The 25121-nt window shown below is 68.9% G+C and carries 23 protein-coding genes, 5 pseudogenes and 1 riboswitch; of the genes and pseudogenes, 5 read left to right on the top strand and 23 right to left on the bottom strand.

Annotation, left to right across the window (positions count from 1 at the left end):
* Nucleotides 1-193: 193 nt before the first annotated feature.
* The 4 genes and pseudogenes from BMG07_RS29630 to BMG07_RS29615 form a co-directional block, all read right to left on the bottom strand.
* Nucleotides 194-1209, bottom strand: a pseudogene (locus BMG07_RS29630) (Bug family tripartite tricarboxylate transporter substrate binding protein).
* A 27-nt stretch (nt 1210-1236) separates the two neighbouring features.
* Nucleotides 1237-1628, bottom strand: a pseudogene (locus BMG07_RS29625) (cupin domain-containing protein).
* Nucleotides 1625-2374 (bottom strand): IclR family transcriptional regulator, encoded by a 750-nt coding sequence (locus tag BMG07_RS29620; RefSeq protein WP_198087534.1) that lies wholly within the window; start codon nt 2372-2374, stop codon nt 1625-1627. The pseudogene BMG07_RS29625 and the gene BMG07_RS29620 overlap by 4 nt, the downstream one beginning before the upstream one ends.
* A gap of 84 nt (nt 2375-2458) precedes the next feature.
* The gene (locus tag BMG07_RS29615) at nt 2459-3379 is read right to left on the bottom strand and encodes a glyoxylate/hydroxypyruvate reductase A (RefSeq protein ID WP_198087533.1); all 921 of its coding nucleotides are present in this window, start codon (nt 3377-3379) and stop codon (nt 2459-2461) included.
* Between the two features lie 115 nt (nt 3380-3494).
* On the opposite strand from BMG07_RS29615, the gene BMG07_RS29610 reads away from it, so the two are divergent.
* On the top strand, nt 3495-3809 hold the full coding sequence (locus BMG07_RS29610; RefSeq protein ID WP_198087532.1) for an EthD family reductase: 315 nt from the start codon (nt 3495-3497) through the stop codon (nt 3807-3809).
* Nucleotides 3810-3815: 6 nt separating this feature from the next.
* Here BMG07_RS29610 and BMG07_RS29605 read toward each other — a convergent pair whose 3' ends face one another.
* Together BMG07_RS29605 and yfcF are read right to left on the bottom strand one after the other, a co-directional pair.
* A complete protein-coding gene (locus tag BMG07_RS29605) occupies nt 3816-4385 on the bottom strand; it encodes a hypothetical protein (RefSeq protein WP_198087531.1) in 570 nt (189 codons plus the stop codon).
* Nucleotides 4386-4415: 30 nt separating this feature from the next.
* Nucleotides 4416-5072 carry a glutathione transferase gene (gene yfcF, locus BMG07_RS29600; RefSeq protein ID WP_269759537.1) on the bottom strand — a complete coding sequence of 219 codons (657 nt, stop codon included), beginning with the start codon at nt 5070-5072 and terminating at the stop codon, nt 4416-4418.
* On the opposite strand from yfcF, the gene BMG07_RS43080 reads away from it, so the two are divergent.
* Entirely contained in the window at nt 5063-5242 is a 180-nt protein-coding gene (locus BMG07_RS43080) for a hypothetical protein (protein ID WP_269759536.1), read from the top strand. The two genes, yfcF and BMG07_RS43080, sit on opposite strands and share 10 nt — an antisense overlap.
* Here BMG07_RS43080 and BMG07_RS29595 read toward each other — a convergent pair.
* The 8 genes and pseudogenes from BMG07_RS29595 to BMG07_RS29560 form a co-directional block, all read right to left on the bottom strand.
* Nucleotides 5179-5721, bottom strand: a pseudogene (locus tag BMG07_RS29595) (DUF4349 domain-containing protein); the annotation flags it as partial. The gene BMG07_RS43080 and the pseudogene BMG07_RS29595 sit on opposite strands and share 64 nt — an antisense overlap.
* A gap of 383 nt (nt 5722-6104) precedes the next feature.
* On the bottom strand, nt 6105-8108 hold the full coding sequence (locus BMG07_RS29590) for an acetyl/propionyl/methylcrotonyl-CoA carboxylase subunit alpha (RefSeq protein WP_198087530.1): 2004 nt from the start codon (nt 8106-8108) through the stop codon (nt 6105-6107).
* A complete protein-coding gene (locus tag BMG07_RS29585) occupies nt 8101-8775 on the bottom strand; it encodes a DUF4126 domain-containing protein (protein ID WP_198087529.1) in 675 nt (224 codons plus the stop codon). The genes BMG07_RS29590 and BMG07_RS29585 overlap by 8 nt, the downstream gene beginning before the upstream one ends.
* A 24-nt stretch (nt 8776-8799) precedes the next feature.
* Nucleotides 8800-9303 carry an SMI1/KNR4 family protein gene (locus BMG07_RS29580; RefSeq protein WP_198087528.1) on the bottom strand — a complete coding sequence of 168 codons (504 nt, stop codon included), beginning with the start codon at nt 9301-9303 and terminating at the stop codon, nt 8800-8802.
* Nucleotides 9304-9308: 5 nt separating this feature from the next.
* Nucleotides 9309-10112, bottom strand: a complete 804-nt coding sequence (locus BMG07_RS29575; RefSeq protein ID WP_198087527.1) for an enoyl-CoA hydratase/isomerase family protein — start codon at nt 10110-10112, stop codon at nt 9309-9311.
* A gap of 10 nt (nt 10113-10122) precedes the next feature.
* Nucleotides 10123-11751, bottom strand: a complete 1629-nt coding sequence (locus tag BMG07_RS29570) for a carboxyl transferase domain-containing protein (RefSeq protein WP_198087526.1) — start codon at nt 11749-11751, stop codon at nt 10123-10125.
* Nucleotides 11748-13426: pseudogene (locus BMG07_RS29565) on the bottom strand (AMP-binding protein). Before BMG07_RS29565 ends, BMG07_RS29570 begins: the two are co-directional and overlap by 4 nt.
* 142 nt (nt 13427-13568) lie before the next feature.
* On the bottom strand, nt 13569-14741 hold the full coding sequence (locus BMG07_RS29560; RefSeq protein ID WP_198087525.1) for an isovaleryl-CoA dehydrogenase: 1173 nt from the start codon (nt 14739-14741) through the stop codon (nt 13569-13571).
* Nucleotides 14742-14882: 141 nt separating this feature from the next.
* Between BMG07_RS29560 and BMG07_RS29555 the strand changes: the two genes are divergently transcribed.
* On the top strand, nt 14883-15911 hold the full coding sequence (locus BMG07_RS29555) for an AraC family transcriptional regulator (RefSeq protein WP_198087524.1): 1029 nt from the start codon (nt 14883-14885) through the stop codon (nt 15909-15911).
* Nucleotides 15912-15920: 9 nt separating this feature from the next.
* On the opposite strand, the gene BMG07_RS29550 is transcribed toward BMG07_RS29555, so the two are convergent.
* The 6 genes and pseudogenes from BMG07_RS29550 to BMG07_RS29525 all read right to left on the bottom strand — a co-directional run bounded on the left by BMG07_RS29550 (nt 15921) and on the right by BMG07_RS29525 (nt 21663).
* Nucleotides 15921-16946 carry an aromatic ring-hydroxylating dioxygenase subunit alpha gene (locus tag BMG07_RS29550; RefSeq protein ID WP_198087523.1) on the bottom strand — a complete coding sequence of 342 codons (1026 nt, stop codon included), beginning with the start codon at nt 16944-16946 and terminating at the stop codon, nt 15921-15923.
* 92 nt (nt 16947-17038) lie between these two features.
* Entirely contained in the window at nt 17039-17854 is an 816-nt protein-coding gene (locus tag BMG07_RS29545) for a helix-turn-helix transcriptional regulator (protein WP_269759535.1), read from the bottom strand.
* A gap of 164 nt (nt 17855-18018) precedes the next feature.
* Nucleotides 18019-18345 (bottom strand): thioredoxin family protein, encoded by a 327-nt coding sequence (locus BMG07_RS29540; RefSeq protein ID WP_198087522.1) that lies wholly within the window; start codon nt 18343-18345, stop codon nt 18019-18021.
* Nucleotides 18346-18400: 55 nt separating this feature from the next.
* A pseudogene (locus BMG07_RS29535) lies at nt 18401-19092 on the bottom strand (HAD family hydrolase).
* A 32-nt stretch (nt 19093-19124) separates the two neighbouring features.
* Complete coding sequence (thiC, locus tag BMG07_RS29530) at nt 19125-21008, bottom strand: phosphomethylpyrimidine synthase ThiC (RefSeq protein WP_198087521.1); 1884 nt, start codon at nt 21006-21008, stop codon at nt 19125-19127.
* An 88-nt stretch (nt 21009-21096) separates the two neighbouring features.
* Nucleotides 21097-21202, bottom strand: a riboswitch (TPP riboswitch).
* Between the two features lie 26 nt (nt 21203-21228).
* Entirely contained in the window at nt 21229-21663 is a 435-nt protein-coding gene (locus tag BMG07_RS29525; protein ID WP_198087520.1) for a YchJ family protein, read from the bottom strand.
* Nucleotides 21664-21809: 146 nt separating this feature from the next.
* On the opposite strand from BMG07_RS29525, the gene BMG07_RS29520 reads away from it, so the two are divergent.
* Both BMG07_RS29520 and BMG07_RS43075 read left to right on the top strand, forming a co-directional pair.
* Nucleotides 21810-22391 (top strand): helix-turn-helix transcriptional regulator, encoded by a 582-nt coding sequence (locus tag BMG07_RS29520; protein ID WP_269759534.1) that lies wholly within the window; start codon nt 21810-21812, stop codon nt 22389-22391.
* 2 nt (nt 22392-22393) lie between these two features.
* A complete protein-coding gene (locus BMG07_RS43075; protein ID WP_307867121.1) occupies nt 22394-22573 on the top strand; it encodes a LuxR C-terminal-related transcriptional regulator in 180 nt (59 codons plus the stop codon).
* 19 nt (nt 22574-22592) lie between these two features.
* On the opposite strand, the gene iaaH is transcribed toward BMG07_RS43075, so the two are convergent.
* The 3 genes from iaaH to BMG07_RS29505 all read right to left on the bottom strand — a co-directional run.
* A complete protein-coding gene (iaaH, locus tag BMG07_RS29515) occupies nt 22593-23984 on the bottom strand; it encodes an indoleacetamide hydrolase (RefSeq protein ID WP_307867120.1) in 1392 nt (463 codons plus the stop codon).
* A complete protein-coding gene (locus tag BMG07_RS29510; protein ID WP_307867119.1) occupies nt 23981-25036 on the bottom strand; it encodes a metallophosphoesterase in 1056 nt (351 codons plus the stop codon). The genes iaaH and BMG07_RS29510 overlap by 4 nt, the downstream gene beginning before the upstream one ends.
* The coding region (locus BMG07_RS29505; RefSeq protein ID WP_198087535.1) for an acyl-CoA dehydrogenase family protein at nt 25033-25121 on the bottom strand (89 nt) is incomplete at its 5' end. The genes BMG07_RS29505 and BMG07_RS29510, both read right to left, overlap by 4 nt.

The following is a 25121-nucleotide window of genomic DNA, read 5'->3' as shown; positions in this document are numbered from 1 at the left end:
CCCCACCCCTGCCTCCCCCGGAAGGGGAGGGAGAAATACATCGGATGCATCCGCATGCAGCGGTTCCGCATCCGCATTGCTCCTTCCCCCTCCGGGGGAAGGCTGGGATGGGGGCAGGCAGAGCGCCCGATGGGGACGCCGCCGCGCCCCACCCCTGCCCTCCCCCGGAAGGAGAGGGAGAAATTCAACGCGTTCATTCGGGCTGGATGCCGGCCGCCTGGATCAGCTTCTTCCACTTCGCCAGCTCCGACACCGTGAACGCGCCCAGCTCTTCGGGCGTGCTGCCGAACGCATCGAAGCCCAGCTTCGCCACGCGCTCCCTGAAGGCCGCGCCGTTCGCCATCTCCGACAGCGCCTTGTTGAGCTTCAGCACGATGTCGCGCGGCGTGCCGGCCGGCGCGAACACGCCGTTCCACGAAGTGATGTCGAAGCCCTTCAGCTCCGGCGTGTCGGCCAGCGGCGGCAGCTCGGGGAAGAGCTTGGTGCGCTCCTGCGTGGTGACGGCAATCGCGCGCATCTTGCCGGCCTTCACCGTGGCCAGGCCCGCCGCCAGGTCGACCACCATCATCGACACCTGTCCGCCGATCAGGTCGGCGATGGCGGGCGGCGTGCTCTTGTAGGGCACGTGCAGCATCGGCACGCCGCTCATGCGCGACAGCGTGGCGCCGCAGACGATGCCGGTGCTGTTGCCGCTGGCGTAGGTCAGCTTGCCGGGGTGCGCGCGGCCCCAGGCCAGCAGCTCGGCCACGCTCTTCACCGGCAGGTCGTTGTTCACCACCAGCATGAACGGCAGGTTGCCCATGCGGCTGACGGGCGCGAAGTCTTTCACCGGGTCGTAGGGCAGCGACTTCATCAGGCTCGGGTTGGCCGAGTGCGTGGTGTTGGTGGTCATGAACAGCGTGTAGCCGTCGGGCGCCGCCTTGGCCACCGCCTCCGCGCCGATCACGCCGTTGGCGCCCGCCTTGTTGTCCACGATGACCGAGCCCTTGAGCGCCTCGCCGAGCATCTGCCCGGTGATGCGCGCCACCGCGTCGGTGCCGCTGCCGGCCGCGAAGGGCACGACGATGCGGATCGGCTGCTTGGGGTAGCCGTCCTGCGCGAAGGCCCACGGCACCGCGCCGCAAGGCCCGCGGCCGCGCCGATGGAAATGAAACGGCGGCGGTTGGCCACCACGACCGATGGCTCGGTCGCGTTCTTCGTTGTCTGCATTGGGTTTGTCTCCGGGTTGTTGTCGCTTCAGGGCCGGATCACGCGCTCCGGCGATTCCTCGTACGGCGGGCTGTAGATCACCAGCACGCGCACCGGCTCGTCGCTCACCACCGTGAAGGTGTGCATCGCGTCGGCCGGAAAAAAGCAGCTGTCGCCAGGGTGCAGCTCCTGCCGCTGGCCGCCCACCTCGCGACGGCGCGGCCTTCGAGCATGTAGCAGACCTGCTCGATGCCCGGGTGCGCATGCGGCAGCGCGCCCTTGCCCTTCTGGATGTGGCCGACCAGCACCTCGAGCTGCTTCGCGCCCACGGTCTCGGGGCCGATCAGCCGCTTGTTCAGCGTGCCGGTGTGGTTGGCGGGGTGGTAGCCGGCGATCTCGTCCTGGCGGACGAAGTAGCGGGGTTCGGTGGTCGTGGTCATCGGGGGCTTTCGGTCTTGGGTTCGATGGCGAGGCAGGCGGAGCGCAGCATCGCGGCGATGTCCTCGATGCGCGGCTCCATGCGGTAGCGCGGGCCCGCGACCGAAATGGCATAGGCCTCGCCGCCGATGCGCAGCGGCCAGGCCAGGCCGATCAGGTCGGGAATACTTTCGCCCAGGTTGCCGTACCAGCCGCGCGCGGCGCCGCGCTGCAGCTCGGCCTCGATGGCGTCGGCGGTGGTGAGCGTGGCCTCGGTCAGCGGCGCCAGCGTCATGCCGTCCAGCAGCTTGCGGCGCGCCTCGGGGGCGAGCGTGGACAGCAGCGCGCGGCCCAGCGAGTTGGCATAGGCGGGGCGCGTTTCGCCCGATTCGGCGGAATAGCGGATGGCCTGCGGCGCGCTCAGCACCTCCAGGTAGACCACCTGGCCGGCGTCGCGGAACTTGCCGAACACCACGGTCTCGCGCGCGGCGTCGCGCAGCTCCTCAAGCGTGGCCTTCACCCGGTCGAGCACCGGGTCGTGGGCGGCGATGACCTGCGCCATCGCGAGCAGCCGGCCCGTCGGGTAGTAGCCCTGGCGGCGGCCGGTCTCGTACATGTAGCCCTGCTCCTCGAGCGTGCGGATCAGGCCCAGGCAGCTCGACACCGGCATGTCGAGCAGGCGCGCCATCTCGGACAGCGCGAGCGGTTGCTTCTCGCGAGCGAAGAGCTCGACGATCTCGATCACGCGAAACGCAGTTTTCACAGTCATGAAAAGATTTTCATACTTGTGAAAAACAAAAGCCTCAGGGTTTCCCCTGCCGGCACCGCATTTCAGCGGCGAGAAGCGTGTCGGTCAGTAACCGCGCACGGGGTCGACCACCCCGGCGATCGGCAGGCCCTGCTCCATCGCGCGGATCTTCCCGGCGATCTGGGCGATGGACTCCTCGCGCAGCGTGCGCGCCGAGCCGTGCGGGGTCACGGTGATCTTCGGATGGCGCCAGAAGGCGTGGTCCGAAGGCAGCGGCTCGACCTGGAACACGTCGAGCGTGGCGCCCGCGAGCCGGCCGGCGTCGAGCAGCGGGATCAGGTCGTCTTCGACCAGGTGGCCGCCGCGCGCGATGCTGATCAGGTAGCCCCCGGGCCGCAGCTTGCCCAGCGTGTCGCGGTTCAGGATGCCGCGCGTGGCCTCGGTCAGCGGCAGCAGGTTGACCAGCACGCGCGTGGACGAGAGGAACTCGTCGAACTGCGCCTGGCCGCTGAACACCTTCACGCCGTCGATCTCCTTCGGTGAACGGCTCCAGCCCAGCACCGGGAACTCGAACTGCGCCACGGCCTTGGCCACGCGCTCGCCGAGCACGCCCAGGCCCATGATGCCGACCGTGAAGTCGCTGCGCAGCTTGGGCTTGCGGTAGCTCCACTTGCCTTCGCGCGCGTCGGCCTCGTAGGCGTCGAACTCGCGAAAGTGGCGAATCAGCGTGTGGCAGACGTACTCGGCCATCTGCACCGACATGCCCGCGTCGTCGAGCCGCACGATGCGCGTGTGCGCCGGCACCTTGAGCTTGAGCAACGCATCGACGCCCGCGCCGATGTTGAAGATGCCGCGCAGCCCGGGCTGCTCGTCGATCAGTTCCTGCGGCGGCGCCCAGACCACGGCGTGGTCGGCCTGCGGCGCGCCGGGCTTCCAGGGTTCGATGACGGCATCGGGGAGTTCGGCCTTGAGGCCTTCGATCCAGGGGTCTGGGCGGTTGTCGGTGAGGTAGACGGTGATTCGCATGGGGACGAATCTTATTAGTGAAGGCGCTGACGCGGCGCGCACGGATGGCTATGCTCGAACGCCGGCCCCCGGGCCCACCCGAGCGCCCCATTCACTCACTTCGTCAGGAGACCCCATGATCAAATTCAGCGTGATGTACCCCCACACCCCCGGCGCGCGGTTCGACCACGACTACTACCGCGACCAGCACATGCCGATGCTGAAGGCCCGCATGGGCGACGCCTGCCTGTCGTACACCATCGACAAGGGCCTGGCCGGCGGCGCGCCCGACTCGCCGCCCACCTATGTCGCCATGTGCCACGTGTTCTGCGAATCGCTCGATGCCTTCCAGAAGGCCTTCGGCCCGCACGCGAAGGAGATCAGGGGCGACGTGAAGAACTACACCGACATCGCGCCGGCGACGCAGATCAGTGAAGTGGTGGTGGGCTGACGGGCCTCAGCTGATCCAGGCCTTTGCGGTGGCGAGCACGCGCCATATGCCAAAGGGGCGGTGCAGCAACACGAAGTGCCCCGAGCCCCGCAGTCCACCTTGTCGAATCGACATGTAGAAGAGTGCCTGGGCTGCGCTCTCGTCGATGCCCACGCGGGAGATTTGAACAAGGCCCGCAGCGTCCGGATAAAGCTCGTAGAAGCGAGCCCAGGCCAGCGAGGGCTTTCCCAGATCGAACAGACGGTCCATGTCTTTCTTGCGGACCATCTGCAGCCGGACGTTGCGGCGCACGAGCTGACCGGGTACTCGCAACTCGGACGGTGTGGCCGACACCCGCAGGAAGTCATCGATCACCTTGCCCGTTGCTTGCGGCAGGTCTTTGACAAGCCGCTCGCGTTGGGGGTCAGTCGCCACGAATGCCTCGTCCGCGGTCGCCGTGGTCTGCTCGATCACCAGAATCTTCGCTGCTGGCTGCTCCGGGTCCAAGGTGTTGAGATAGGCCGCGATGGCCTCCTGTTCGATCTGGCGGATCGGCGCTTCGCTGAAGGCCGACATCGACGCCAGTGCGCCGGCCACTGCAGTCAATACCGCGCGTCGCCCGGCATGTCAGAGCGCAGGCCGCGCCAACTTCACCCACCGCTGAACCGAAGGCCGCTGCCACTGCCGCGTCGCATACGCGGCCAGTCGCGGCGGCACCTCGTCGCCGTTCAGCACGAGCCGGTTCAGCATCAGCGCGATGTCGACATCGACGATCGACCATTCGCCGAACAGGTTTTCGGCATCCGCGGACAGCAGCGCCTCGACCGCCTCGAACAGCGACTTCGCCGAAGCCTGCGCCGCCGCGGACAGCGGCGTGCTCGACGGCCCGTAGAACACCACCTCGGTCGAGCGCTCCTGGCGGATCGGCATCAGGTCGCTGCGGACCCAGGCCTGCAGCTGCCGCGCCCGGGCCCTGGCGCGCGCGTCCTTCGGGTACAGCGGCGTTCCCGCAAAGACCTCGTCGATGTACTCGGTGATCGCCGACGACTCCGACAGCGCGAAGTCGCCCTGCACCAGCGTCGGCACGCGCTGCGTGAGCGACAACCGCGAGAAACCCGACGTCCGGTGTTCGAGCGCCGCGAGGTCGACCGGCGTCATCTCGAAGCCCAGCTGCTTTTCGTGCAGCGCGACGAACACCGACATGGCGTAGGGGCTCGCGAACTGGGCGTCCACGTAGAGACGGACCGGGTCTTGATGCTGCAGCATTGCCGGGGATGAATTCATCCCGCGATCTTGGCACGGCGGCGGCGCCACAGCAGCCGCACCAGCCAGCGACCGGCAGCACCACCAGCAGCAGCCACGGCAGCACCGCAGCCAGGAAGGTGATGAGCGCGCCCACGCTCTCCGCCAGCACCGAGCCGGCATTGCGCAGCGCGCGCGCCATCGGGTTGTAGTTGTCGCGGCCCGTCACCAGTTCGCGCTTGGGCTTGAACTGGATCTCGATGTGCTGCTTGCTCGTTTCCTGCGCGAGCACCTTGCGCTGCGTGGCGATGGCGTCGAGCTCGGCCTGCGTGTCCGACAGCGTGCGCTGGATCGCCAGCAGGTCGGCCATGGTGCGCTTGGTGACGGTGTCGCGCAGCATCACGCGCAGGCTGTCGCGGAACTCGGTGCGGTTCCTGATGCGGGCCTCGACGTCGATGACTTCGGCGGTCTTGTCCTCGCTGGTGGTGGTGTGCGAGACCACGTTGGCCACGCCGGCCAGGCCGCCGAGCAGCTTGTCGACATCGCCCGGCTCCACGCGCATCTCGAGCATGGCGTTGCCCGGCTGCTGAGGCGTTTCGCGCAGCAGCGACGAAGACAGCAGCTCGCACTTGAGCGTGCCGCACAGGTCGCGCACCTTGCCCCAGGCATCGCCCAACTGTTCCGCCGGCACTTCGACACTGAGGTCCTGCCGAACGGCCAGGAAGCGCTGCAGCGCCGTGTCCTGCGGCGACGACTCCGACGCGGACGCCTCGGACGCCGGCGACTCGTCGGCCGAGCGCGACCGCTGCGCCTTCTTCGCCATGCCGCCGCCGTAGCCGGCCGCGGCCTGCATCGGCGCGGGCGGCACCGGCTGGGCCAGCGATTCGGCCTCGCTGTTCTGGCGGCCGCAGCCCGCCAGCGAGAGGGCGGCCGCCAGGGCCAGCAGGGCAATGCCCGACCGGTGGCGGGCAAGGAAGGAACACGAAGAGGAAGCCGCGGGCGCGCGAGAGGTCATGAAAATCCCTTTAGAAGAATGACTACCGCAGCTGATACGGGCGAGCGCCCGGAACGGGGTTAAACCGTGGCAGCGGCCATTCGCAACAATTCGTCGCCTTCGGCCACCTGCTCGCCCGGCGCGAACATCAGCTCTTCCACGGTGCCGTCGGCTGGCGCCGCGATGGTGTGCTCCATCTTCATGGCTTCCATCACGGCCAGCGGCTGGCCCCGGCTGACCTTGTCGCCGGCCTTCACGGCGAACGACACGACCTTGCCCGGCATCGGCGCCGTGAGCCGGCCGCCTTCGGCCTGCGTGTCGCCCGCATGGGCGAGGCGGTCGATGGCGGTGATCTTCGTCGCGCCCTTCGACGCGAAGATGTGGGCGGTGGCGCCGTCGAGGTGCACGTCGAGCGTCTGGCGCGCGCCGGCGAACTCGACCTCGAACTCGCCGCTCGGGAACCGGCCGACCACCAGCGGGCCTTCGGCGCCGCCGGCTTCGAGCCACAGGCTGCCGTCGCGCTTGTAGGTCAGCAAAGCGATCTGCTCGGCGCCGCGGAACTCGAAGTCGAAGCGGCGCAGGTACTCGCCGTGCGAGCGCCAGCCGTCGCGGCGCTCGAACGGGTCGGGCGTGCCCGCGGGCCGCTCGGTGACCAGCGTGCGCGTGATCGCGGCGGCGGCCGCCAGCGGCAGGCCCAGCGCCTCGCGGTCGAACAGCACGGCGCGCTCGCGCTCGATCAGCGCAGTGTCCAGGTTGGCCTTGGAGAACGATCCGGTCGCCAGGATGCCGCGCAGGAACTGCACGTTGGTGGCCACGCCCACGATCTGCACCTGCGCCAGCGCGGCGTCAAGCCGGGCCAGCGCCTCTTCGCGCGTGCTGCCGTGCACGATGAGCTTGGCGATCATCGAGTCGTAGAAAGGCGAGATCTCGCCGCCCTCGCGCACGCCGTCGTCGATGCGCACGCGGCTGCGCTGGAAGGCCGTGGCCTGCGGCTTGCGGTACACGCGCAGCGTGCCGGTGGCGGGCAGGAAGTTGTTGTCGGGGTTCTCGGCGCAAATGCGCGCCTCGATGGCGTGGCCGTGGATCTTCAGCTCGGCCTGCGTGGCGGGCAGCGTCTCGCCCGAGGCCACGCGCAGTTGCCACTCCACCAGGTCCTGCCCCGTGATGGCTTCGGTCACCGGGTGCTCCACCTGCAGGCGCGTGTTCATCTCCATGAAAAAGAAGTTCATCTCACCGCCTTCACGCTGCTCGACGATGAACTCGACCGTGCCCGCGCCCACGTAGTTCACGGCGCGCGCGGCGGCCACGGCGGCGTCGCCCATCTGCTTGCGCATGGCTTCGGTCATGCCGGGCGCGGGCGCTTCTTCGAGCACCTTCTGGTGGCGGCGCTGCACCGAGCAGTCGCGCTCGAACAGGTAGACGTAGTTGCCGTGCGTGTCGCCGAACACCTGGATCTCGATGTGACGTGGGCGCTGCACGTACTTCTCGATCAGCACCGCGTCGTCGCCGAAGCTGTTGATGGCCTCGCGCTGGCACGAGGCGAGCGCGGCGGCGAAGTCTTCGGCCTTGTCGACCGCGCGCATGCCCTTGCCGCCGCCGCCCGCGCTGGCCTTGATGAGCACGGGGTAGCCGATGCGGTCGGCCTCGCGCTGCAGCAGCTGCGGGTTCTGGTCGTGGCCGTGGTAGCCGGGCACCAGCGGCACGCCGGCCTTTTCCATCAGCTGCTTCGACTCTGCCTTCAGGCCCATGGCCTTGATGGCCAAGGGCGGCGGCCCGATGAAGACCAGGCCCGCGTCGGCGCAGGCCTGCGCGAACTCTTCGTTCTCGCTGAGGAAGCCGTAGCCCGGGTGTACGGCTTCGGCGCCCGTGGCCTTGGCGGCTTCGAGGATGCGCTCCCAGCGCAGGTAGCTGTCCTTGGGCGCGCTGCCGCCGATGTGGACCGATTCGTCGCAGGCGCGCACATGGTTGGCGTGCGCGTCGGCATCGGAATACACGGCGACGGTGCGAATCGCCATGCGGCGGGCAGTAGCGGCCACACGGCAGGCAATTTCACCGCGATTGGCGATCAGGATCTTCTTAAACATTCGGAGTGTCTCCCGGAGGATTCTTTTTCAGTTGAAACGCAGGCACCACGCCCGGATCGGGTCGGCCGCTGAAGATGCGAGCCACGCGGGCAAACAGCGCCTTGAGGAAACGCCAGCTCTTGCGGATGAGCCACACGCTCGCCACAAGCACCAGCACGAACAGCACGAGAAAGACGAAGGGGTGCGCCACCGCGAGCCACAGGCCCGTGGGCACCATCGCGTCTTCGACCAGCGAAGCGCCCACGTTCGAGAACGGCTCGGGCGAGGTGTTGATGGCCGCGCGCGTGGTGGCCTTGGCCGCATGCGCGGTGGCCGCGAAGCTGCCGCCCAGCAGCGCCGCGACGATGGCCATCACGCCATGGTCGGCACCGAACACGCTGGCCGCGAGCGCGGCGCCCGCCGGAATGCGGATGGCCGTGTGCACCACGTCCCACAGCGAGTCGAGGCCCGGGATCTTGTCGGCGAAGAACTCGATGAACACCATGAAGCCGCTGGCCGCGATGACCACCGGGTGCGCCAGCAACTGCAGGCCGCCCGGCAGCGGCACCCAGCCGAAGTAGCCGACGATGCCCGTCAGCAGCACCACCAGGTACAGCCGCACGCCGCTGGCCCAGCCGATGGCGGCGGCCAACGCAATCAGCTGGGGCATGTCGAGGGGGGTGTTCATGGCGGCGGCGCTCCTTCTTGTTCTTCAGTCGAATTCGATGGTGCCGGCTTCCATGGAAGCCACGAGGTCGGCGAGCCACGCCTGGACGGACGCATGTTCGACGGGCCGGTCTTCGTCGGCCTTCCAGAAGGCGATCAGCTGGCCCGGCTGGCCGCCGGCTTCTGCATCGATGTCGACGCAGAGGTAGCTGCCGCCGCCGTTCGACAGGAACGGCACCCAGCCGCGCCGCCAGGTGGCGGGGTCTTCGAAGTCGGTGCCGATCATGTCGTCGAGCATCTCCTTGGTGTCGGCGATGTCCTCGAGCGCGACGAACATGCGGTTGTCCTGCAGGCTGTCGAAGCTGCTGTTCGGCTGGCCGTTGCGCCAGCGGTAGAGCGCGCGAAAAGCCTCGGGCAGCTTCAGCGAGAACCTCGCCTCGAAGGCGTCGAGCGCGTCGTCGCTCACGCCGGGCTGCAGCAACGCGCGGTAGTCCGCGCGATGGGCGGCCAGCCACGCGTCCATGCGTTCGATGAGTGCGCCGTGCGACATGTCGCTCAGGCCTTGTTCGCGTCCAGCCACGACGGCTTGCGCTTCTGCAGGAAGGCCTGCACGCCTTCGCGGCCTTCGTCGCTCGCGCGGATGTCGGCAATGCCCTCGACCGTCTGCGCAATCAGCGCGTCGTCGATTTCGCGGCCGGCCACGTCGGCGATCAACTGCTTGCAGGCGCGCACGGCGGCCGGGCTCGCGCCGGTCAGCGCCTTCACGAGTTCGTCGACCTTGGCATCCAGCGCATCGGCCGCGGCCACCTCGTGCACGAAGCCGATGCGGTGCGCCTCGACGGCGGTGAAGCGCTCGGCCGTGAGGAAGTAGCGCTGCGAGGCGCGCGTGCCCATCGCGCGCAGCACGTACGGGCTGATGGTCGCGGGCACCAAGCCGATCTTCACTTCGCTCAGGCAGTACCACGCGGTGTCCACGCTCACGGCCATGTCGCAGGCCGCGACCAGCCCCATGCCGCCCGCGTACACGTCGCCCTGCACGCGCGCGATGGTCGGCTTGGGGCACTCGGCGATCGTGCGCAGCATGGCGGCGAGCTTGCCCGCGTCGGCGATGTTCTCGTCGCGCGTGTAGTCGGCCATGCGGCGCATCCAGTTGAGGTTCGCGCCCGCGCAAAAGGCCGGGCCGTTGGCGCCGAGCACGATGGCCTTCACCTGCGGCGCGGCGCCGGCTTCGGTGAAGGCCTGCGTCAGCTCGGCGATGACGATGTCGTCGAAGGCGTTGCGGGCGTCGGGCTGGTCGAGCCAGATGCGGGCGATGGGGCCGTCCAGCGAGAGCTTGAGTTTGGTGAAGTCGTGGCTCATGCGGCTCGCCTCACATGCGGAAGATGCCGAACTTCGGCTCGGGCACCGGCGCGTTGCGCGCGGCAGCGAGCCCCAGCGCCAGCACGCGGCGCGTGTCGGCCGGGTCGATGATGCCGTCGTCCCACAGCCGCGCGGTGGCGTAGTAGGGGTGGCCCTGGTCTTCGTACTGCTGGCGGATCGGGGCCTTGAAGGCTTCTTCCTCTTCCTTGCTCCAGCTGCCGCCCTTGAGTTCGATGCCGTCGCGCTTCACCGTGGCCAGCACGCTCGCGGCCTGCTCGCCGCCCATGACGCTGATGCGCGCGTTGGGCCACATCCACAGGAAGCGCGGGCTGTACGCGCGGCCGCACATGCCGTAGTTGCCGGCGCCGAAGCTGCCGCCGATGATGATGGTGAACTTGGGCACGTTGGCGGTCGCCACGGCCGTCACCATCTTGGCGCCGTGGCGCGCGATGCCTTCGTTCTCGTACTTGCGGCCCACCATGAAGCCGGTGATGTTCTGCAAGAACACCAGCGGGATCTTGCGCTGGCAGCACAGCTCGATGAAGTGCGCGCCCTTCTGCGCCGACTCACTGAACAGGATGCCGTTGTTGGCGACGATGCCCACGGGCATGCCCTCGATCTCGGCAAAGCCGCAGACCAGCGTGGCGCCGAAGCGCGCCTTGAACTCGTGGAACTCGCTGCCGTCGACGATGCGCGCAATGATCTCGCGCACGTCGAAGGGCTTGCGCGTGTCGGTCGGGATCACGCCGTACAGCTCTTCGCGCGGGAACTCGGGGGCGCGCACGGCCTTGTCGTCCGAAGATTCGGCACCCGCGCTCTTCGCATTGAGGTTGGCCACGGCCGAGCGCGCGAGCGCCAGCGCATGCAGGTCGTTCTGCGCGAGGTGGTCGACCACGCCCGACAGGCGCGTGTGCACGTCGCCGCCGCCCAGGTCTTCGGCCGTCACGACCTCGCCGGTGGCCGCCTTCACGAGCGGCGGGCCGCCCAGGAAGATGGTGCCCTGGTTCTTCACGATGATCGACTCGTCGCTCATCGCGGGCACATAAGCGCCGCCCGCCGTGCACGAGCCCATGACCACCGCGATCTGCGGAATGCCCTGGGCGCTCATGTTGGCCTGGTTGTAGAAGATGCGGCCGAAGTGGTCGCGGTCGGGAAACACCTCGTCCTGGTTCGGCAGGTTGGCGCCGCCCGAGTCGACCAGGTAGATGCACGGCAGGCGGTTCTGCTCGGCAATTTCCTGTGCGCGCAGATGCTTCTTGACGGTCATCGGGTAGTAGGTGCCGCCCTTCACCGTCGCGTCGTTGCAGACGATCATGCAGTCCACGCCGTTGACGCGGCCGATGCCCGCGATGATGCCCGCGCCCGGCGCCGACTCGGCCCCCTTGGCGTCGAGGTACATCGCGTGCGCGGCCAGCGGCGCGATCTCGAGAAAGGGCGTGCCCGGGTCGAGCAGCTCGGCCACGCGGTCGCGCGGCAGCAGCTTGCCGCGTGCCGTGTGCTTGGCGCGCGCGGCCTCGCCGCCGCCCTGCTCCACCTTGGCGAACTGCGTGCGCAGGTCGTCGACCAGCGTGCGCATGGCGGTGGCGTTGGCCTGGAAGTCGGCCGAACGCGCGTTCAATTTGGTTTCGAGTTTGCTCATGCTGTCTTTTCTTGGCTGAGGCCGAGTTGTTCGGTCATCGCGTCGCGGATCTGAATTTCTGGATCTTGCCGGTGACCGTCATCGGGAATTCGGTGACGAACTGGATGTACTTCGGCACCTTGTAGTGCGCGATCTGGCCCTTGCAGAAGCCGCGGATCTCTTCGTCGGTGGCGCTCTGGCCGGGCTTGACGATGATCCACGCGCACAGCTCTTCGCCGTACTTCCTGTCGGGCAGGCCGACCACCTGCACGTCCTGCACCTTCGGGTGGCGGTACAGGAACTCTTCGATCTCGCGCGGGTAGATGTTCTCGCCGCCGCGGATCACCAAGTCCTTGATGCGCCCGACGATGTTGACGTAGCCCTCGGCGTCCATGGTGGCCAGGTCGCCGGTGTGCATCCAGTGCTCGGCATCGATGGCCTCGCGTGTGCGCGGCTCGTCGTCCCAGTAGCCGTGCATCACCGAGTAGCCGCGCGTGCAGAGTTCGCCCGACTGGCCCGGCGGCATGATGGCGCCGGTCTCGGGGTCGACGATCTTCACCTCCAGGTGCGGCTGCACCGTGCCCACGGTCGACACGCGGCGGTCCAGCGGCGTGTCGGTGCTGCTCTGGCAGCTCACGGGGCTGGTCTCGGTCATGCCGTAGGCGATGGTGATTTCGCTCAGGTGCATTTCGCTGACCACGCGCTTCATGACCTCGATGGGGCACGGCGAGCCGGCCATGATGCCGGTGCGCAGGGTCGACAGGTCGAACTCCTTGAAGCGCGGATGGTCGAGCTCGGCGATGAACATCGTGGGCACGCCGTGCAGGCCGGTGCATTTTTCGGCCTGCACCGTCTCCAGCACGGTGAGCGGGTCGAACCCGTCGTTCGGGTACACGATGGTGGAGCCGTGCGTGATGCAGGCCAGGTTGCCCAGCACCATGCCGAAGCAGTGGTACAGCGGCACCGGAATGCACAGCCGGTCGACGGGCGAGAGCTTCATGCACTCGCCGATGAAGAAGCCGTTGTTCAGGATGTTGCGGTGCGTGAGCGTCGCACCCTTGGGGAAGCCCGTGGTGCCGCTGGTGAACTGGATGTTGATGGGGTCGGTGGCCTTCAGCGTCTTCTGGATCCGCGCAATGCGCGCATCGGCCGCGTCGCCGCCGGCCAGCAGCTGCGAGAAGCGCCGCATGCCGGGCTGCTCGTCGCCCTGGCCGGGCTTGTCGATCCAGAAGGTGTGCTGCAGCTGCGGCAGGCGCTGCGGGCCCAGTTCGCGCAGCATGCCCAGGTAGTCGCTGGTCTTGAACTGCGCCATCGTCACCAGCACCTTGCAGCCGACCTTGTTGAGCGCGTACTCGAGCTCCGAGGTGCGGTAGGCCGGGTTGATGTTGACGAGGATCAGGCCGACCTTGGCGGTGGCGATCTGCATCAGCACCCACGGCACGTTGTTGTGCGACCAGATGCCGACGCGGTCGCCGGTGGCCAGGCCCAGGTCGAGCAATGCGCTGGCGAGCTTGTTCGACTCGGCCTGCAGTTCGCGGTAGGTGTAGCGCTGGCCTTCGTGGCGGCTGACGAGCGCTTCGCGGTCGGGCTGCTTTTCGACCATGTCGTCGAAGAAGGTGCCGATGGGTTGTTCGATGAGGGGGACGTCGGTGGCGCCCTTGTTGTAGCTCTCGGTCAACGAAGCGGTCATGTTCATTTCCTTGTCTCCTTGTCTGGCTCCTTCCCCTTCCGGGGGAAGGTTGGGATGGGCGCTGGCGGCCTCTGCTCGGCGCGGCGCCTCATCGAACGCCGCTTGCCCCCACCCCGGCCCTCCCCCGAAGGGGAGGGAGAAAAACATCCTAGGCCGTTTCAGCGAACAGCTCGCGACCGATCAGCATGCGGCGGATCTCGCTCGTGCCCGCGCCGATCTCGTACAGCTTCGCGTCGCGCCACAGCCGCTCCACCGGGAACTCCTTCGTGTAACCCACGCCGCCCAGCGCCTGGATCGCCTCGCCGGCCATCCACGTCGCCTTCTCGGCCGAATACAGAATGGCGCCGGCCGCGTCCTTGCGGAAGGTGCGTGCGTGGTCGTTGCGGTCGCAGGCCTTGCCCACGGCGTACACGTAAGCGCGCGTGGCCTGCCAGGTCGAGTACATGTCGGCCAGCTTGCCCTGCATCAGCTGGAACTCGCCGATGCTCTGGCCGAACTGCTTGCGGTCGTGAATGAAGGGCAGCACCGCGTCCATGCAGGCGGCCATGATGCCCAGCGGGCCGCCCGAGAGCACCGCGCGTTCGTAGTCCAGGCCGCTCATCAGCACCTTGGCGCCCATGCCTTCGCCGCCCAGCACGTTTTCTTCGGGCACTTCGCAGTTGTCGAAGAACAGCGGGAAGGTGTTGGAGCCGCGCATGCCGAGCTTGTCGAGCTTGTTGCCGGCCGAGAAGCCCTTGAAGTTCTTCTCGACGATGAAGGCCGTCATGCCGCGCGCGCCCATTTCGGGCTCGGTCTTGGCGTAGATGACCAGCGTGTCGGCGTCGCCGCCGTTGGTGATCCACATCTTGCCGCCGTTGAGCACGTAGTAGCCGTTCTTCTTCTCGGCCTTGAGCTTCATGCTCACCACGTCGGAGCCGGCGTTGGGCTCGCTCATGGCCAGCGCGCCCACGTGCTCGCCGCTCACCAGCTTGGGCAGGTATTTCTTCTTCTGCGCGTCGCTGCCGTTGCGGTGGATCTGGTTCACGCACAGGTTCGAGTGCGCGCCGTACGACAGGCCCACCGAGGCCGAGGCACGCGACACCTCTTCCATGGCCACGATGTGGGCCAGGTAGCCCAGCTCGGTGCCGCCGAACTCTTCCTTCACGGTCATGCCGTGCAGGCCGAGTTCGCCCAGCTTCCGCCAGAGGTCGTGCGGGAACAGGTTGTCGCGGTCGATGTCGGCGGCGCGCGGCGCGATTTCGTTGGCGGCGAAGTCCTGGATGGCGCTGCGCAGCGAATCGATGTCCTCGCCCAGGTCGAAGTTCAGGCCGGGATCGTGCATGTGTCTTGTCTCCTCTGAAAGGGGTCTGCGCGCAGTGCTACCCGCGCTGGATGGCGCTAGAAAGATCGCAGCTTACGCCTGGGCGCGCCGCAATTGGCGCCACAATGGTTGCAAATTGCGCCACGACCGATCCGTCCAGCCATGTCATCACCGTCCTTCCTCAGACCCGCCCGCGCCGTCACGCCGATGGCATTCGTGAGAGCTATCGTGCAGGGCTATGCGCGCTACGGCATGGACCCGGCCGAGGCCCTGAAGGCGGCACAGATCACGCCGCGCGAGCTGGCCCGGCCGGGCGCGCGCGTCACGGCCGCGCAGTTCGAGGCGCTGTCGGAGCACGCCATGCAGGAGCTCGACGACGAGGCGCTGGGCTGGTTCTCGCGGCGCCTGCCCTGGGGCAGCTACGGCATGCTGTGCCGCGCGTCGCTGACCTCGCCCGACCTGGGCGTGGCCATCAAGCGCTGGTGCCGCCACCACCGGCTGCTGACCGAGGACATCGGCCTGGCGCTGGAGGTGGCGGGCGGCGTGGCCACCCTGCGCATCACCGAGAACCGCCCGCTGGACGACGCGTTCCGCGAGTTCTGCCTGGTGACCAGCCTGCGCTTCATGCACGGCTACATGTGCTGGGCGATCGACTCGCGCATCTCGCTGCGCAGCGCGACCTTTCCGTTCACCGCGCCGCCGCACGCCGACGCCTACGCGCCGATGTTCACGCCCGAGGTGCGCTTCGACGCGCCGCAGGCCGGCATCAGCTTCGACGAGCGCTACCTGGCGCTGCCGCTGCAGCGCGACGAGCGCGCGCTGCGCACCATGCTCAAGCGCGCGCTGCCGCTGACCATCCTGCAGTACCGGCGCGACCGCCTGCTGGGCCAGCGCGTGCGCGAGCTGCTGCGCTCGCGCGCCAGCGAAGCCACCACGGCCGATGCGATGGCCGCGCTGCTGAACGTGTCGAGCCGCACGCTGCACCGGCAGCTGCACGAGGAAGGCACCTCGCTGCAGGTGCTGAAGAACGAGGTGCGCCACGAGCTGGCGGTGGAGCAGCTGCGCCGCACCACGCGGCCGATCAAGCAGGTGGCGCTGGCGGTGGGGTTTCGCAACGAGAAGAGTTTTTCGCGCGCGTTCCTGCAATGGACGGGGCACGCGCCGCGCGACTTCCGCCAGCAGGGGCTGTAGCGCGCGCGTTCAGGCGGCGCGCTCGGCCTCCACGGCCTGCGCCACCAGCCGGCGGAACTGGATCAGCGCCGAATCCATGGCCAGCGGCAGCATCGGCGCCGAGGCATCGCGCTCGATGTTGCGCGCCTGCGCGGTGATCATGTCGCGGTCTTCATGAAAGGCGACGATCAGGCTGTCGTAGATGGTGCGCGTGAGCTTCTCGCCGCCGAGCTCGGGCCGATGCGACTGCTGGAAGAAGTAGTGCGTGGTGGTCTCGGTTTCGGGCGTCAGCGTCTGGCAGCTGTGCAGCTCGACGGCGCGCCGCATGTCGCCTTCGGCATCGCCCACGGGCCGCCCGCCCGACTGCATCAGCAACGTGCCGGGCAGCACGAAGTCGTAGATGAACCAGCGGTCGAAGCGCGGGTCGGGCCCGAAGTCGCGCGCGCCGGCCCAGTGCGCGGGCGGCGGCACGTTCGCCACCTTGCGCGTCACGCGCAGGCCGCGCTCGATCTTCTCGATGACGGGCCGGGCCTGCGCGATGGCGGTGGAACCGCCCAGCGTTTTCTCGTGCACGTAGCTCAGGTGCGAGAAGTCGAGCAGGTTGTCGCAGATCAGCAGGTACGGGGTCTCGTAATGCAGGTAGCCGGGAATGTGCAGCCACTGCGGGTCGTCGCACGAATGGTTGTCGGGCAGAAGCGCTGTGTTGGCGCGCGACGCGTCGCCCATCCACACGAACACCCAGCGGTTGCGCACCGCCACCGGGTAGCTGCGCACACGCGCCTTCGGCGGCACGGTGTCCATGCCCGGCGCCTCGACGCAGACGCCCTGCGCGTCGAACTTGAGGCCGTGGTAGCCGCAGCGCACGCAATCGCCCTCGCGCCGGCCCTTGGACAGCGGCGCGAGCCGGTGGCAGCAGCGGTCTTCCAGCGCCACGATGTCGCCGCCGGCCGTGCGAAAGAGCAGCAACGGCTCGCCGATCACGGTGCGGTTGAACAGGCCCTCGGCGGGAATCTCGTGGTCCCAGGCGACCACATACCAGCAGTTGCGGATGAACATTGCGCGCTTGTCTCCATCGGAATCGTTTGCGGCCGATGGTGCGGGCGGCGCGCCGCGGCGTCTGTCCCCCGCGCGGGGGACGACAGACGGGCTCAGCCCGCCAGCCGAACGAGCGCCGCGCGGTCGTGGATGCCGAGCTTGGCGTAGGCGCGCTTGCGCAGCGTGTGCACGCTCGAGGGCGCAATGTCGAGATCGGCCGCGATGCCGTCGGCCGTGAGACCGCAGGCAATGCGCGCGCAGACCTCGCGCTCGCGGCCGCTGAGCGGCGCGTCGGCCAGGCGGCCGCGCGCCAGGGCGATGCGCGTGCCGATGTCCAGCGCGCCTGCGCCCGCACCGGTGCCCAGCGCATGGCGGTGCACCTGGCGCAGCAGCGGCGCCACGGCGAGCACGCGTTCGATCTCTTGTGGCGCGAAGCGCCCCATCGACTCGCGGCGGTAGAGGTTGATGGAGAACGCGCTGCCGCGCGCCACCGGCGCGTAGAGCAGCGCGAGCCGGTCGCTCAGGTGCTCGCGCTCGTAGATCTGGCGGCGCCATCCGGGGTCGGGAATGTCGTCGGCGTGCGTGTGCAGCACCGTGACCTCGTCGGCGGCGCCGCCTTCGTCCTCCATGCGGCCCGCGATGCGCGTGGCGTCGTCGAAGCCGTAGAAGTGGCGCCGGTACTGCGCGAAGCAATCGCGCGTCACGTTGGGCACGCCGGTGCCATGGGCATGGCCTTCGAGCTGCGTCGGCGCATCGGGCGCATGCCGCACCAGCGAGATGAACTCCACCGGCAGCAGCGCGTTGAGAAAATGCAGCATCGCGCGGGCCGGCGCCAGGTCGCGCGGCACGTCGAGCAACAGCGACACCGCCCGCAGGTCGAGTGCCTGCTGGCTGGCGAGGGCTGCTGGAATGCGCCACATGGCTTGCATGCGGAAATTCTGCGCCCGCGCGGGCGCTGCGCGAGCACGCTGGTCTCGGGATTAACCCGCGTGGACCTGCGGCTTCAGACCGGTCTCACACCCTGTCGAGCTCGACCACCTTGGCCAGCCGCTGCAGTTCGGTGTTCATGGGGCGTCAGGGCGCCGGCCGGTCTTCAGGCCGGTGGGTCGATCAGCGCGAGCGCGTCGGCGATCGACTGGCTGTCTTCGGGCCGCACCAGCTTGGCCAGTTCCTTGCCGTCGCGCATGAACACCAGCGTGGGCCAGAGCCGCACGTTGAACGAGCGGCCCAGCGGGCGGCCGCTGCCGTCTTCGACCTTCATGCGGCGCACGTTCGGGTACTTGGCAAAGGCCTCGGCGATGTTCGGCTGCGCGGCCTTGCAGATGCCGCACCAGTTGGTGCCGAACTCGACCACGGCGGGGCCGGTGAGCGCATCGATCTCGGTGCGCTCGGGTTGTTCGGTCTTGTATTCGGAAGTCATGGGAGTGCTGTTCCTGTGCTGATGGGCCGTCGATGCCCTTCATTGCACCAGAAACTCAGGCCGCCTGCAGGCCGTGGCCCGACAACAGCGCGGGCAATTCGGCCATGTCGCTGAACACGCGCGCCACGCCCACGCTCAAGAGCGGCCCGGGCCCGCTGTGGCCCGACTCGCCCGTGCTGTAGCCGAACACGGTCGCGCCCGCGGCCACGCCGGCCATGGCGCCGGTGACGGTGTCCTCGACGATGGCGCAGCGGCGCGGATCGACCCCCAGCGCCTCGGCGGCCGCCAGGTACACGTCGGGGTGCGGCTTGGAACGGGGCATTTCATGGCCGCTGAAGATGCGGCCCTGGAAGCAGTCGAGCAGGCCGACCTTGGCCAGCTGCAGCTCGACCTTGTGGCGGTCGGCGCCCGAGGCACAGGCGATGCGGCCCTTGAGCCGCGCGTGGATCTCGCGAATGGCGGCCACGGCATTCGGAATGGCGACGAGGTCGCGCTCCAGCGCCTCGTTGCGGCGCGCGCGAAACAGCCGGAGCCATTCGTCGGTGATCTTCACGCCGGTCTTGGCCTCGATGAGCGCCGCCTCGTCCTTCACGGCCTTGCCGGTGAAGGTGTTCATCGATTCCTCGGTGCTGAGCTGCAACCGAGCTCGCCGAGCATTTCGGCGAGCACGCGGTTGGTGATGGGTTCGGAGTCGACGAGAACGCCGTCGCAGTCGAACAGGACCGCGGAAAAGGGGAAAGGGGTCATGGCTCGATGGTAGCAATGACCCCGCGACACCCTTAAGACACGGCCTTGATCGGGATGTAGATCTCGCCGCCGCCGGCCATGAACTCCTTCGACTTCTCTTCCATGCCCTCGGCCATGGCTTCGGCCTCGGCCACGCCCTTCCTGGCGGCGTACTCGCGCACTTCCTGCGTGATCTTCATCGAGCAGAACTTGGGGCCGCACATGGAGCAGAAATGCGCCACCTTGCTGGAGTCCTTGGGCAAGGTCTCGTCATGGAACTCACGCGCGGTGTCGGGGTCCAGGCCCAGGTTGAACTGGTCCTGCCAGCGGAACTCGAAGCGCGCCTTGCTCAGCGCGTCGTCGCGCGAGCGCGCGCCCGGGTGCCCCTTGGCCACGTCGGCCGCGTGCGCGGCGATCTTGTAGGCAATGATCCCCTGCTTCACGTCGTCGCGGTCGGGCAGGCCCAGGTGTTCCTTGGGCGTGACGTAGCACAGCATGGCGGTGCCGGCCCAGCCGATCATCGCGGCGCCGATGGCGCTGGAGATGTGGTCGTAGCCCGGCGCGATGTCGATGGTCAGCGGCCCGAGCGTGTAGAACGGCGCCTCGTGGCAGTGCTTGAGTTGCTCGTCCATGTTGGCCTGGATCATGTGCATCGGCACGTGGCCGGGGCCTTCGATCATGGTCTGCACGTCGTGCTTCCACGCGACCTGCGTGAGCTCGCCCAGCGTGCGCAGCTCGGCGAACTGGGCCTCGTCGTTGGCGTCGGCGCCCGAGCCGGGGCGCAGGCCGTCGCCGAGCGAGAAGCTCACGTCGTAGGCCTTCATGATGTCGCAGATGTCCTCGAAGTGCTCGTACAGGAAGCTCTCCTTGTGGTGCGCGATGCACCACTTGGCCATGATCGAGCCGCCGCGCGACACGATGCCCGTCATGCGGTCGGCCGTCAGGTGGATGAACGGCAGGCGCACGCCGGCATGGATGGTGAAGTAGTCGATGCCCTGCTCGGCCTGCTCGATCAGCGTGTCGCGGAAGATGGCCCAGGTCAGGTCCTCGGCCACGCCGCCCACCTTCTCCAGCGCCTGGTAGATCGGCACGGTGCCGATGGGCACCGGCGAGTTGCGCACGATCCAGTCGCGCGTGGTGTGGATGTTCTTGCCGGTCGACAGGTCCATCACGTTGTCGGCGCCCCAGCGGATGGCCCACACCAGCTTCTCGACCTCTTCCTCGATGCTCGAGGTGACGGCCGAGTTGCCGATGTTGGCGTTGATCTTCACCTTGAAGTTGCGGCCGATGGCCATCGGCTCGACTTCGGGGTGGTTGATGTTGGCCGGGATGATGGCGCGCCCGCGCGCCACTTCGTCGCGCACGAACTCGGGCGTGATGATGCGCGGAATGCTCGCGCCCATCGGGTTGCCCCTCACGCGCTTGGCGCGCTCCTCGTTGGCGAGGTATTCGGCCATCCACTCGCGCTTGCCGTTCTCGCGCAGGGCCACGTATTCCATCTCGGGCGTGACGATGCCGCGGCGCGCGTAGTGCATCTGCGTGACGTTGGCGCCCGACTTGGCGCGGCGCGGCGTGCGCTGCAGCGCCGAGGCGCCGGCGCGCAGTTCGGCCAGGCGCTGGGCGTCGCGGTCCTCGTTCTTGCCGCCGTCGTCCAGCGCGTGGTGCGAGCGGCCTTCGTAACTTTCCGTGTCATTGCGCTCGATCACCCAGGCGCTGCGCACGTCGGGCAGGCCGCGGCGCACGTCGATCTCGACCTTGGCATCGGTGTAGGGGCCCGAGGTGTCGTAGAGCGACACGGTCTCGCCGTTGGTCAGCAGGACGTCGCGCACGGGCACGTTCAGGTCGGGCCGGCTGCCCGGAATCAGGCACTTGTGCGAAGCGGGAAAGGGCTCGCGCGTGAGCGAAAGCAGCGAGGTGAACTTGTCGGGCGCATTCATCGGGGCACTCCTTGTTGAGGGAAAGGGTGCTCCGCAATCGCTCGGTGGACTTCGGGAAGCCCGTCACGGAAGGGAGTGACGGACCGGAGTCAGGGAGTGCAGCTCTTCTTACGCCGGTATGACCCGGATCAAGTTCGCGGGTCGGCAACTTTGCCATCTCAGCACGCCACATGCGTGCACCCCGGAGCGGGGCCGATTGTGCGAGCCCCGGCCCGGCGCGTCAAGCCAGGGGCTGTTGCAGGTCGCCTTCGAGGTAGTACCAGCGCTCGCCCTCGCGCACGAAACGGCTGCGCTCGTGCAGCCGGGTGGCCGCGCCGGTGGCCGCGCTGCGCTGGCGCGCGACGAACTCGACCTCGGCGTGGTCGGCATCGAGCACCGAGCGCGAACGGATGTCCAGGCCCAGCCACTTGACGCCGGGCTCGAACTCGATCGAGCCCGGCCGGTGGGTCGCGTGCCAGGTGGCGAGCAGGTAGTCGCCGCGCTCCAGCACGAAGGCCGAATAGCGCGAGCGCATCAGCGATTCGGCGTCGGGCGCGGGGGTGTTCTCGAAATCGTCGAGGTAGCGGCCGCAGCACAGGGCGTAGCCGATGGGCTTGTCTCGGCGGTCGGTACGGCCGCAGGGGCAGGGTCCGGTGGTGGGATCGTTGGCACTCATGAAGACCGCTATTGGAACACCTCGCGGCCCGGGCGCCGATGGGGCAAGCCCGAGGCCGCGCGCAGCCGCCCGCGCCGAGGGCATTCACCCTTGGCGCGGCGCTTGCTAAACGCTAGCGTCACACCGACCCCACCGGAAGCATGGCGATGTACCTCACAGGCACGGAACAGCAGGCATTGCGCGGCGTCTTCACGCTGCTGGCGGAAGACGCCGCCTGCAACGAGCGCGAGATCCGCGAGCGCCTGGGCCGCGCGCTGCTCGACCTGCTGCACGCGGACCAGTTCGCCTCGTTCGTGTGGGACGCCGGCAGCGGCAGCTTCGGCGCGCGCGTGGCGATCAACATGGAGCCCGCCAACCTCGACCGCTACGCGCAGTGGCACCAGCACCACGACCCGATCACCTTCGTGCTGCAGTCGCGCCGCCGCGCCACGCGCGTGACCGAGGTGATGCCGCAGCGCGCGCTGATGCGCACCCCGTTCTTCACCGACTTTCTGGCGCGCGACGGCCTGCACTGGGGCATGAACCTGCACGCCTTCGACGGCGACCGCGCGTTGGGCGACCTGCGCATCTGGCGGTCCAAGGCGCGCGGCGACTTCGGCGAGCACGAGAAGGCGCTGCTCGACCTGATCGAGCCGGCGTTCGCCGGGGCGCTGCAGCGGGCGCAGCGCGCGGCCGCGGCTGCGGCGGCATTGCCGGCCCTGCCCCGGTCGCCGCATGGGCCTTGCTGAGCGTGCGCGAGCAGGAGGTGGCGCGCTGCGTGCGCGAGGGCCTCACCGACAAGGAAATCGCGCGGCGCATGGCGGTGGGTGTGCCCACCGTGCGCACCTACCTGCGGCGCATCTTCGACAAGCTGGGCATCGAGCGTCGCGCGGCCCTGGCGGGCTGGACGGCGCCGGCCGCCGGGCGCTGATCCCGCGCGGATCGGCCTGCTACTTCGGCGCGGGCAACCGGCCGAGCACCTGCTCCACGGCAAGGCCCACGGCCAGCAGCTTGCGGTCGCTGCCGGCCGGGCCGTCGAGCTCCAGCCCCACGGGCAAGCCCGTCGTCGCGCCCAGGCCCGCGGGCAGTTGCACGCCCGGAATGCCGGCGTTGCTGCCGGGGTCGGTGTTCTGGATCAGCGCGCCGAAGTTCTCGGGGCTGCTGGCTTCGGGCGCGGCGGCCAGTGCCACGCGCGGCACGGTCGCAAACACCAGCGCGTCGAGCCGGTTCTTCGCGAAGGTGTCGCGGTAGAGCTTCTGCAGCGCGGGCCGGGCCACGCGCATGGCGTTGTCGTAGACCGGCTTCGCGTCGACCGTGCCGTTGGGCGCGGGCAGCTTGCGCGGGATCACGAAGGCGTCGAAGGTGCCCTTGACATCGGGGCTGGCGATGCCGGCCGCGAGCTGCGCAATGTCGATGCCGGTGCGGTACTTCGCGAGATACGCCGCCATGTCGTCGTGCGCCTCGTAGAGCGCGAGCGGAAAACCGATGGCGCCGTTGAGCTCCATGAGCTTCGGCATCTCCACGTCGACCAGCGTGACACCGGCCGCGCGCAGCTTGGCCAGCGCGGCGTCGGTGGCGGCGCGCGTGTCGGCGTCCAGGTTGGCGTGAAAGGCCGGCACCACGCCCAGCCGCACGCGCTTCAGGTCGGCGGGCTGGAGCGGCGCGCCGCCGGCAATGACGCCGTCGAGCAGCGCCACGTCGGCCATCGACTGCGCCATCGGCCCCGCCGTGTCGCGCGTGTGCGAGATCGGCGCGATGCCCTGCTGCGAATAACGGCCCATGCTCGGGCGCAGCGACGCGCAGCCGTTGAACGCGCACGGAATGCGCACCGACCCGCCCGTGTCCGTACCGAGCGCGGCCGGCACCATGCGCGCGCCGAGCGCCGCGCCGTTGCCCGACGACGAACCGCCCGCGATGCGGCTCGCGTCGTAGGCGTTGCGCACGCCGACCTCGGACCCGGTCTGGAACGCGGGGTTGTAGCCGGTGACGCCGAAGGCCAGCTCGTGCATGTTCGTCTTGCCCAGCACCACCGCACCGGCCGCGCGCAGCTTGGCCACCACGGGCGCATCGGCCGTGGGCACGAAGCCCTTGAGCGCGGGCGTGCCGGCCGTCGCGGGCAGGCCCTGTACCTGGATGTTGTCCTTGATGGCCACGGGCAGCCCCGCGAGCGGCTTGCACGCGCCGCCGCGCTTGCGCAAGGCATCGGCCGCGCGCGCCTGCTTCAGCGCGCCGGCTTCGTCGAGCGTGATGAAGGCGTTGAGGTTCGCCTTGGCCTTGGCCTGCGCGATGTAGGCCGTGACCAGCTGCTCGCTGGTGACGGTGCCGGCGCACAGCTGCTTCACGGCGTCGCTCGCGGTGAGCGTGGCGATGTCGGGCGTGGCCCCTTGGGCATGGGCCGGAAGGCCGAGTGCGCCGAGGCACAGCAGGGCCCATGCGGCGGGAACGCGTTTGGGAAGTTGGGGAGTGGACATGGCGAAGACCTCCGACAGAAGAGGCCGCCATGCTGCGCTTCCGGCGCGCGGCTGTCTGTCGTCGAAACCGATGACAGGCCGACCGGAGGGTCTGCTACTGGAACATCACCCACTCGGGCCGCATGTTGAAGCGCACCGGCAGGATGCTCACGCCGAGCCCGCTGGTCACGTACATGCGCTTGCCCTTGTGCGCGATCCAGCCGTAGGCCCATTCGCGCGGCGCCGGGCACGACCAGCGCGCCATGGCCCGGCACGCTGATCTGCCCGCCATGCGTGTGCGATGCCACCACCAGCCCCCGCGTGCGCGGCATCGTCGCGAAGCTGAAGGGGTCGTGCATCATGACCAGCGTCGCCGCGCCTTGCGGCACGCCGGCCAGCGCGCGCATCGGGTCGGAGTGGCCCGTCGAGTGGTCGCCGATGCCGACCACCCAGAGCTCGTGGCCGGGCAATTGCACCGCGGCGTTCTCCAGCACGCGGATGCCTTGCGCGGTCAGGGCCTCGACGGTGCGCTTGCCGTCGTGCCACCAGTCGTGATTGCCGAGCACCGCGTACACGCCTTGCGACGCCTTGAGGCGGCCGAGCACGGCGGCCATGCTTTCGATGGAGAGCGGCTCGTCGTCGCCGGAGCCCGCGAGGAAGTCGCCGGGCAGCAGCACCACATCGGGCTGTGCGGCGTTGATGGCATCGACGATGCGCGCGGCCCGCTCGACGCTGGTGATGCGCCATGCCGAGCGCGTGGTCAGGTGCCAGTCGCCAGCCACGGCCACCTTGAGGCCCGCGGGCGCCTGCCATTGCGCCGAGCTCAAGGGCTCGACGCGCGCAGCCACCCAACGCGGCTCGATGACGAAGCCCCAGAGCGCAAGCGCCGCCAGCACGAATGCGGCGGCGATCCGGCCCCAGCGACGCCCGCCGCGCGTGCTCACGCCAGCGCGCGTTGAATCAGCAGCTTCTGGATGTCCGACGTGCCTTCATAGATCTGGCACACGCGCACGTCGCGGTAGATGCGTT

The organism is Variovorax sp. E3 (assembly GCF_016082275.1).
In the GTDB taxonomy this organism is placed as follows: Bacteria; Pseudomonadota; Gammaproteobacteria; order Burkholderiales; family Burkholderiaceae_C; genus Variovorax.
This window is presented reverse-complemented; position numbering and strand designations above follow the sequence as displayed.